Annotated in this window: 8 protein-coding genes; 4 read left to right on the top strand and 4 right to left on the bottom strand. The window is 54.7% G+C overall.

Going from position 1 to position 9293, the window contains the following annotated elements; translation table 11 throughout:
- Nucleotides 1-24 precede the first annotated feature (24 nt).
- Complete coding sequence (locus Q4526_RS01500; protein ID WP_215974948.1) at nt 25-1425, bottom strand: PLP-dependent aminotransferase family protein; 1401 nt, start codon at nt 1423-1425, stop codon at nt 25-27.
- Nucleotides 1426-1637: 212 nt separating this feature from the next.
- A complete protein-coding gene (galE, locus tag Q4526_RS01495; protein WP_215974947.1) occupies nt 1638-2645 on the bottom strand; it encodes a UDP-glucose 4-epimerase GalE in 1008 nt (335 codons plus the stop codon).
- A gap of 200 nt (nt 2646-2845) precedes the next feature.
- Between galE and Q4526_RS01490 the strand changes: the two genes are divergently transcribed.
- The 3 genes from Q4526_RS01490 to Q4526_RS01480 all read left to right on the top strand — a co-directional run bounded on the left by Q4526_RS01490 (nt 2846) and on the right by Q4526_RS01480 (nt 6709).
- Nucleotides 2846-3439 carry a LysE family translocator gene (locus Q4526_RS01490; RefSeq protein ID WP_215974946.1) on the top strand — a complete coding sequence of 198 codons (594 nt, stop codon included), beginning with the start codon at nt 2846-2848 and terminating at the stop codon, nt 3437-3439.
- A 195-nt stretch (nt 3440-3634) separates the two neighbouring features.
- A complete protein-coding gene (locus tag Q4526_RS01485) occupies nt 3635-4240 on the top strand; it encodes a GNAT family N-acetyltransferase (protein WP_303609499.1) in 606 nt (201 codons plus the stop codon).
- A gap of 252 nt (nt 4241-4492) precedes the next feature.
- Complete coding sequence (locus Q4526_RS01480; RefSeq protein ID WP_215974945.1) at nt 4493-6709, top strand: alpha-amylase family glycosyl hydrolase; 2217 nt, start codon at nt 4493-4495, stop codon at nt 6707-6709.
- 72 nt (nt 6710-6781) lie between these two features.
- Here Q4526_RS01480 and Q4526_RS01475 read toward each other — a convergent pair whose 3' ends face one another.
- Nucleotides 6782-7606: a class I SAM-dependent methyltransferase gene (locus Q4526_RS01475; protein WP_215974944.1), complete on the bottom strand. Its 825-nt coding sequence runs from the start codon at nt 7604-7606 to the stop codon at nt 6782-6784.
- A gap of 106 nt (nt 7607-7712) precedes the next feature.
- Entirely contained in the window at nt 7713-8582 is an 870-nt protein-coding gene (locus Q4526_RS01470; protein WP_215974943.1) for a class I SAM-dependent methyltransferase, read from the bottom strand.
- Between the two features lie 124 nt (nt 8583-8706).
- Here Q4526_RS01470 and Q4526_RS01465 point away from each other — a divergent pair, with 124 nt between their 5' ends.
- Entirely contained in the window at nt 8707-9276 is a 570-nt protein-coding gene (locus Q4526_RS01465) for a hypothetical protein (RefSeq protein WP_215974942.1), read from the top strand.
- Nucleotides 9277-9293: the final 17 nt, after the last annotated feature.

The following is a 9293-nucleotide window of genomic DNA, read 5'->3' as shown; positions in this document are numbered from 1 at the left end:
GTTCTGCGTTCTGCGTTCAACGCATTATGCCCCCACCAACCTGGCTAAGTTCACCAAGGCTCTTTCCACGCGGGCATCCCACTTAACCGCGCAGTTTAAGCGCAGGCAGTTATTAAATTTCCCCGTACCGGAAAATAAACTGCCGGGTGCAAAGCTGATACCCTGAGCCAGCGCCGGTTCAATAAGAGCGGTGGTATTAATGTGCCCCGGCAATTCCAGCCACAACACAAAGCCCCCCGTGGGCCGGCTGACCCGAGTCTCGTCGGGAAACAGCTGTGTAACACGCTCCAACATTCGCGCCACAGATACCGCGTGCTCCGCCCGCGACTGACGCATCATGCGCTCATATCGGCTTTTTTCCAGAATATGCGCCATCGCCAGTTGCGCGGGGGTGTTCACACACACTGTATTAATAAACTGCAAATATTCGGCGCGCTCAATATTATTGCCCGGCACCAACCAGCCTACCCGCAACCCCGCCGCGAGGGTTTTCGATGACGATGAGCAGTAATAAACCAAGCCTTTGGTGTCCCAACTTTTAATCGGCCGTGGTCGCGGGCCGCAGTGAGGTAGCTCACCGTATATATCATCCTCTACCAGCGGCACCTTGTATTGATACAACAGTTTTAACAGCGCCTGTTTGCGCTCATCGGACAGACACACACCCAGCGGGTTGGAAAAATTCGGCACCATCACACAGGCGGCGACTGGCCACTTCTCCAGCGCCAGCTCCAGTGCCCCAAGCGAGACACCCTGCTCGGGGTCGGTGGGTATTTCCAAGGCTTTTAAACCTAATGCTTCTACCACCTGCAACAAGCCGTAGTAGATAGGCGACTCCAGTACCACCACATCACCGGGCCGGGTAATCTGTTTTAAAGCAATCGCAACCGACTCCTGACAGCTGTTGGTAATCAACACCTGCTCGGGGCTAACATCGCACTGCAAGCTCGCCAAATGGCGGGCAATTTGGGTGCGCAACTCCGGTGCCCCGGGCGGAAATTCGTAATTTACACAGCGCCTGCGTTGCTCGCGCCAAACTTTTCGGTAAGCCTTTTCGATGGTATGCACGGGCAAAAAATCGGGGTCGGGAATTGCCGTACCCAGATTCACAATATCGGGATTGTTGGCCGACTGAATTAATTGCAGTACTCGCCCCTGGCCCGTTACCGGCTTGGGCGATTTGCTCACGGTGCGCACTCTTGGAGGTTTGCGTTTGAGCGTCTGGGGGCGGACAAAATAGCCCGAGCGCGGCCGCGCCTCCAATAAACCCCGCCGCTCTAGCTCGCGACAAGCGTTCACCGCGGTCGACACACTCACCTGATGCTGCTGGCTCAAACGCCGCACGCCGGGCAAAGCCGTGCCCGAGGGATAAACCTCGTCACCAATCAAGCCCTGCAGGCGGTTGGCTAAATCTTGGTACAACATGGTTAAAACCTCCCTTTGTCCCGATGAACCAGGCCGCTTTTAGGTTTCAAGGCTAGCGCAAAAACGCACCGATGAGGTGTACAGACACCGATCATCCAAGCAGTACAGATTACAGAAAACGCTGCTGAAGCGTAACAGATAAAAACCTAAGGCCCTGAGCAAGCCGAAGACACTGCGGTCTTCGGCCCGCTTTATTCTGTCGCGCGGAGGGGTTAAAAACCCTCGGGGTTGTTCGATTGCCAGCGCCAAGTATCGGCCGCCATTTGTGCTACATCGCGCTCGGCGCGCCAACCTAACTCTCGCTCGGCTTTGCCGGGGTCGGCCCAGTACTCAGCGATATCGCCGTCGCGGCGAGCTTGAACTTGATAGGGAATGGTTTTACCGCAGGCTTTCTCAAACGCCTGCAGCATTTGCAACACACTGTAACCGCAACCTGTGCCCAAATTATAAACATGGGAACCGGGCTGGCGACTCAGCTGCTCCAGCGCCGCCACATGCCCCTCGGCCAAATCCATCACATGGATATAATCGCGCACGCCGGTGCCATCGCACGTGGGGTAGTCATCGCCAAATACGGCCAGGTGTTCGCGCTTACCCACCGCCACCTGAGCAATAAAGGGCATTAAGTTATTGGGAATACCCTTGGGGTCTTCGCCGATCAATCCACTGGGGTGGGCACCGGCCGGGTTAAAGTAACGCAATAACACCGCGCTTAAGGCAGTGTGGGCCGCAGCGGTATCGCGCAATATGGTTTCTACCATAGCCTTGGTGTGACCATAGGGGTTGGCCGGATAGAGGGCAAAGCTCTCATTAATGGGCACAGATTTAGGCGTGCCGTACACGGTAGCCGACGAGCTAAACACCACACAGTGCACCTGATGGGCCAGCATCACCTCGGTTAATATGCGGCTGCCGCAAACGTTAACCTCGTAGTATTTAAGCGGGTTGGCCGTTGACTCTCCCACCGCTTTAAGCCCGGCGAAATGAATCACCGCATCAAAGTTGTGGGCCGAAAAAACCTGATGCAAGGCCGAATGATCACACACATCGCCCTCTACACAGGCAATGGCAGTGCCGCTGATTTGCTCCAGTCTGCGCAACACTTCGGGCTTGCTGTTGCTGAAATTATCAAACACAACCACCTCATGGCCCTGCGCCAACAGAGCCAGGCAGGTGTGTGAACCAATATAGCCCGCGCCGCCGGTTACCAGTACTTTCACAATTATTTCCTCATTATTTTTTCGCCCACTAGGTTATACGCTTTCTTAAAAAGGGGAAAGAAGCAGGCAGCACAGTTACTACTATCACCACCGGTACAGCAGCACTCCAATCGATACTGTACCTATTCAATACCGATTTTCTGCCTCTGTACCCCCCACCCTTTTCGCCCCAATATAGCCTCTATTCAAGAGGAGACTGCATGAGTGACGCACTGTTAACTCAACTAACGATTATCGCCGTTATGACCGGCTCGCCCGGCCCCAACAACTTATTATTGATAACCACCGGCGTACACTTTGGTTTTCACCGTTCACTGCCCTTAGTGGTGGGAATTGTGCTGGGATGCGCCACTATGCTATTGGCAACCACGTTAGGGTTTCATCAGTTATTGCAACAAATACCCGCCAGCAAAATACTGCTCAGTATTTTCAGCGCAGGCTTCTTAAGTTATCTGGTGGTAAGGCTATGGCGTACGAGCTCACTCAGTGCAAGCCCAGCCTTGGCTCGACCATGGAGAATAAGCGAAGGCGCTGCTTTTCAGTGGGTGAACCCCAAAGCTTGGTTTATGTGCCTAGCGTTGGCCAGTGCCGAGGGTAGCGCAGACACACTGTTTGCAACCGGGCTTTTGATATTACTATTCTGCCTCGTAGCAACCCCATTACTATTGCTGTGGGGGCTAGCCGGCAGCTATTTGACCGCTAAGCTTAACCAGCCGGGCTGGCTGCGCCGCTTTAATCGGCTGATGGCGTTAAGCCTACTCGCCTGCGTCATCAGCTTGCTTGCCGACTTATAAGCGTACTGTTTACCGGTAAACCACTCTACTTTTTATCAACTAAGTGGATAAAGTCACAAATGCGTGAATCCGTGCCAGCTCACGGTAGGCAAATGCTATAATGTCGCTAAACTCATCGTGTTTTCCAACACACTCTCAAAAACCTGTATAGACTGCTTGTTGCCGGATCAACAATAACTCGACAAGGAAGCAGCTGTGAGTAGCCTCAAACGACAGTACCCATTCATGTTTGGCGATACCGATTTACCCACCATAGAATTGTCCAGTGCCAGAGTAAAACTCAGACAATGGCAAACCTCTGACTTACCCGTTTTTGCCGCCCTCAATCGGGACCCGGAGGTGATGGCCTATTGCCCCGACCTACTGAGCCCCACGGCCAGCGATCAGCTCGCCAGCCGATTACAGGCCGACATCGCCAAACGCGGCTGGGGGTTTTGGGCGGCGGAGCTCAAAGCCACGGGTGAGTTTATAGGGTTTGTGGGGCTAAATACGCCCAGTGCCGATTTGCCTTTTAGCCCCTGTGTGGAAATTGGCTGGCGCCTGGCGCGACCCTATTGGCGCAGCGGCTATGCCACCGAAGCGGCCAAAACCGCTCTGGAATTCGGTTTTAACGCCTTAGGGTTGCCCGAGATTGTCGCCTTTACCAGCCAGCAGAATTTTCGCTCGCGCGCGGTCATGCTGCGTTTGGGCATGCACAACACCGAGCAAAACTTTCTCCACCCACACATCGCGCCTGACAGCCCATTGGCCGAGCACGTTTTATTCTCACTACGCGCCGAGAATTACAACCCGGCCACATAGTTGTCGCCCAGCTCAACCTGCATACGTATTCAACCGCAACTGAATACGTATGCAACTGTTGCCCCGCCCCAACCAGCGTTAATGTTCCTACTGCGTTAGCGCAGAGCTTTCTTAATTAAACGCGCACAACTGTTTAATTCCCTGCCCTGTGCAACGGGGGCCTATGCTGTTTTCACCTCTTGTGTCATATCAGTCCACCCATTAGCGCCACAACATCACACTATCCACAATAAAGATAATAGGAGAGACCTGATGGTTGCTATCAAACGACCTCTACAACAATTGGGAGCCTGCGCCGCACTTGCTCTGGCGAGTCAGTGTGCCAGTGCGGGCACCAGCTTCGTCCATTTATTTGAATGGAGCTGGAACGACATCGCCAACGAGTGCGAAAATTTTCTCGGCCCTAAAGGCTTTGATGCGGTTCAAATTTCACCGGCCAGTGAACACGTTAATATTCACCAGTGGTGGGCCCGCTACCAACCGATTACCTATCAAAGCCTCACCAGCCGCAGCGGCACCGAAGCCGAACTGCAGAGCATGATTAATCGCTGTCACAACGCTGGCGTCAAGATATACGCCGATATTGTCGTCAACCAAATGGCCAACAACCTCGATGCCGGCAATACGGGTATCGGCGGCACACAGTGGGCGCCGCGTAACTACCCGGAGTTTTCCAGCCAGGACTTCCACCCCAGCTGCGACACCAACTATGCCGATGCCAACTCGGTATGGAGTTGCGAGCTGTACAGCATGCCCGATTTAGACCACAGCCTGCCCTATGTGCGCAACACCATTGGCGCTTACATCAAACGCTTAAGTGATATGGGCGTAGACGGTTTTCGCATCGATGCGGCCAAGCATATGCCGCCAGCCGACATTCAGAGCTTTTTACAGGCCGCCGGTAACCCCTGGGCCTTTTTGGAAGTGATTGGCGCGACGGGCGAGGCAAGCGAAATTCAACCGCCCAACTACACCCATATGGGCCCGGTGACCGAAATGGCCTACGGCCCTGCGGTAGCGGGTAACTTTAACGGCCAAATTAAAAACCTGCGCACCTTAGGGCCCGGTTGGGGGCTACTGCCGTCATCCGATGCGCTGGTGTTTATCGACAACCACGACCGCGAGCGCGGCCATGGCGGTGGCGGCAACCTGACTTACAAAGACGGGACGACCTATAACCTCGCCAATGTCTTTATGTTGGCCTTCCCTTACGGCTACCCCAAGATTATGTCCGGCTATTCGTTCACCGACACCGATGCAGGCCCTCCGGCCCCGGGCGGTTGTGATGCGAGCGGCTGGGTGTGCCAGCACCGCTGGGCCAATATCGCCAATATGGTTGGCTTTCGCAATGCCACCGTAGACGCCTGGAGTGTCGACAACTGGTGGGACAACGGCGATAACGCCATCGCCTTCGGCCGCGGCGACAAAGGTTTTGTTGTGATTAACAACCAGAACGGCAGTATCAATCAAACCCTGCAAACAGGCCTGGCCGCCGGTGATTACTGCAATATTTTAGCCGCAGCCGACCCGTGCAGTGGCCAAATCATCACCGTCGATAATCAGGGCTTTGCTCACTTTAGCGTGCCCGCCAAATCCGCTGCTGCGATTCATCTGGCCGCCGGCGAAGAGGGCAATCAATCCCCCACCGCCGTTATCGATAATGCGCCCATCAGCGTCGCCATCGGCCAGAGCTTCACCCTCAGTGGCAGCGCCTCGCTCGACCCGGATGGCAGTATCGTCAACTACCAATGGAGCAACGGCGCCACCACCCCAGAGGCCAGCTTCACCCTCAATAGCGCGGGTCAACACACTTTGCAGCTAACCGTGACTGACAACCAAGGTGCCCAGCACAGCGCCAGCGTCAGTGTCGAGGCACAGACGGCCAGTGGCTATACCGCTAACTTTACCAGCCTATATTTACGCGGTACCCACAACCAATGGCAAACCAGTGCCATGGCGCTGGTGGCCGACCACACTTGGCAGGTCGATGTTCTGTTTGACGGCCAGAGCAATCAGCGTTTTAAGCTCGACGTGTACGGTGACTGGAGCCAAAATTACGGCGATAACAATGCCGACGGTACTCTCGAAGCAAGCGGTGGCGATATTGCTACCGCAGTGTCCGGCCACTACCGCCTAACGGTAAACGACCAAAACTTAAGCTATCAGCTCGATGCTCTGGGGGGCTTTAGCAGTCAGTGGAGTCAAGTATACGCCCGTGGCACCTTTAACAGTTGGGGCTGTACAGCAATGACTCTAAGCGCTGACAACACCTGGACGACTCAAGTGAACCTAAACGGTGCGAGCAATCAACGCTATAAATTTGATCGGTACTGCGACTGGAGTGAAAACTACGGCGATGACAACGCCGACGGCACTGTAGACAGCGATGGTGCCGATATCTATTCGACTGCGACAGGCAGCGCTACGCTCGAGCTAAACGACAGCAGCTTGCAGCACAGCTTGTACTAAGACGTTTCGCGCTTTTATCTAGGCAAAAAAAACGCCGGCCACTGGGCCGGCGTTTTTTTGTTTACAGCTTTATTACTCAGGTTTAACAAAGCGCAGTGTCATGCGATCACTCTCACCAATGGCCTCATACTTGGCGCGGTCGGTATCACCCAAACGGTACGAGGGCGGCAGCGTCCACACACCTTTTTCATGCTGGGCGGTATCTTTCGGGTTGGCGTTAACTTCCGACTGAGCATCCAACACAAGCCCCGCCGCCTCGGCCACTTTAACCACCGTGCTGGTTTTAATATAGCCGCTGTGATCTTGCGCCTCGTCGGCGTAATCTTCCGGTAAGCGGTGATCCACCACCCCAAGCACACCACCGGGTTTTAACGCTTTATAAAAAGCATCAAAGGCCAGTGCCACTTTCTCTTCGCCACCGCCGCGCATATACCAGTTGTGTACATTGCGGAAGGTTAACACCATATCAGCGCTGCCCGCCGGGGCAATATCGAGCTTATTGGGCAATTCAAATTGAGTGACCTGTGTTTGATCATACAACTCGGGGTTGGCGGCCAATTTTGTATCAAAGCCCGCGCGCGAGCGCTGGTAGTAGGCCACGCTGGAATTGGGGTCAAAGTGAGCGGCGTAGTAGGTGCCGGTATCGCGCAAATAAGGCGCTAAAATTTCGGTGTACCAACCGCCGCCGGGGGCAATTTCAACCACCGTCATGTCGGGCTCTAAGCCAAAAAAGGACAGGGTTTCGCCGGGGTGGCGGGATTCGTCGCGGGCACTGTTTTCGGCGCGGTGCTCACCCGCCAATACGTGCTGCATTTTTTCGTCATCGGCGGCGGCCCAGCTGCTGGCCGTTACCGTTAATACCGCCAAGGCGGTTTTTATTCCAGTGAAAATGGTCATGCGCAGTCCCTCAGTTATTATTCCTACGAATACAGGCCGTAGTCATCGTAATGCTATATGGTGACGAAACGGCTCAACACAAGCTTTACGCTACCACATGAGGTTCTCACGCCGAACACTTTTTCAGTGAATAAAAGTTAATGGGAATATCATCGCGGTGTTGATCCAGTGCAAAACCGGCCTCGGCAAAGGCCGCCGGTTTATCCAACTGGTGCCAGGCCATCACAAACGGCTCGTGGACCCGGTCGGCAAGGGATTTAAAATACAAGTGGCGCCAACCGGCCGGGCGCAACAAACTCGACAACTTTACCGGCTTTAGCTGATTTTCAGAGGGTTCGGTAATCAACAGTCGCCCGCCTGGGCGCAACACGCGGTAGGCCTCGGCCAGGGCTTGGCGGGCGTATTTGGGAGGCATTTCATGCAATAAAAAGCTCACCACCACCGCATCAAATCGCTCATTATTAAACGGCAGGCTCTCCGCCGGAGACTGAATAAAATTGACCTCGGGGTAATCGGTGGCGGCATGCTTGAGTAAATAGGGCGATACATCGGCCCCCCACACATCGGCCACCCCCAAGCGTTTGACCGCCGCCGCCAGCTTGCCGCCGCCGGTACCCAAATCGAGCACAGCCTCACAATCGGCCACACGGCTGGCAATTTCACTGCGAATACGGTGCATATGGCCCAGCATGGCCCGGTCAAATCCGGTGATGTAACCGCGGGCGATTTTGCTGGAATAGTTGCCATTGGGCAGGCTGTGAAACTCCTGCAGAGCGTACTTGGGAATAGACCGAAACAAGGCGTGCTCCCGGTCAACCTCAACCCGCTGACGCTCTCCCTGCAACGCTTTAAAAAAGCGCCACAACCCGCTCGGGCGGGTCAGGTCCAGCTCATCGGCCCAGGTAGGCGCAAGCTCCAGACTGCCCCAATCGGGCACCTGTGGGTCTTGCGGTATTGTTTTACACACTGTGTTCATCTGGCTGACTGTTTATTTTACATAAACGCAGAGGATAAAAGCCTGCAGGCTAAAAATCCAGCCGTTATACTCAAAGCGTTATTAAATAGCGCTATTTTTAGCCCAACCAGAGAGGGACACTCCCATGAAAACTTTTGCTATCACCACCCTAGCCTGCGCCCTGGCGCTGCCGTGCATTGCCCAAGCCGATGAAATCACCGATGCCGTTGACGAAGCCATAACAGCCTATAAAGACGGCCAGCTGTCCGAGGCCGTTAGCCAACTGGATTACGCGGCGGGCTTAATTCGCCAACAAAAAGCCGAGGCCATTCTCGCCGTTTACCCAGACCCGCTCAGTGGCTGGAGCGCCGACCAAGCCGAAAGCCAAGTCTCTGGCGGCATGATGATGGGCGGCGGCATTACCGCTAGTCGCTCCTACAGTCGGGGCGACACTGAAGTCAGTATTGACCTGGTCACCGACTCGCCCCTAATGCAATCGATGATGGCCATGTTCAACAACCCCTCGCTGATCACCATGAGCGGCGGCAAACTGATCAAAATTCAGGGCCACAAAGCCATTTTGAACGACCAAAACGAAAACCCCGAAATTATGCTGATCGTAAACGGCAACGCCATGTTCACCCTAAAAGCCCGCGGCGCCAGCAGCGACGACCTCAAGGCCTACGGAGAAGCATTGAATTTGGATGCTCTGTGACGCTGGACGCTGGACGC

Source organism: Gilvimarinus sp. 2_MG-2023, assembly GCF_030547685.1.
Lineage (GTDB): Bacteria > Pseudomonadota > Gammaproteobacteria > Pseudomonadales > Cellvibrionaceae > Gilvimarinus.
Note: the sequence above shows the minus strand (reverse complement) of the source record. Positions and strands in the feature narration are given on the sequence as shown.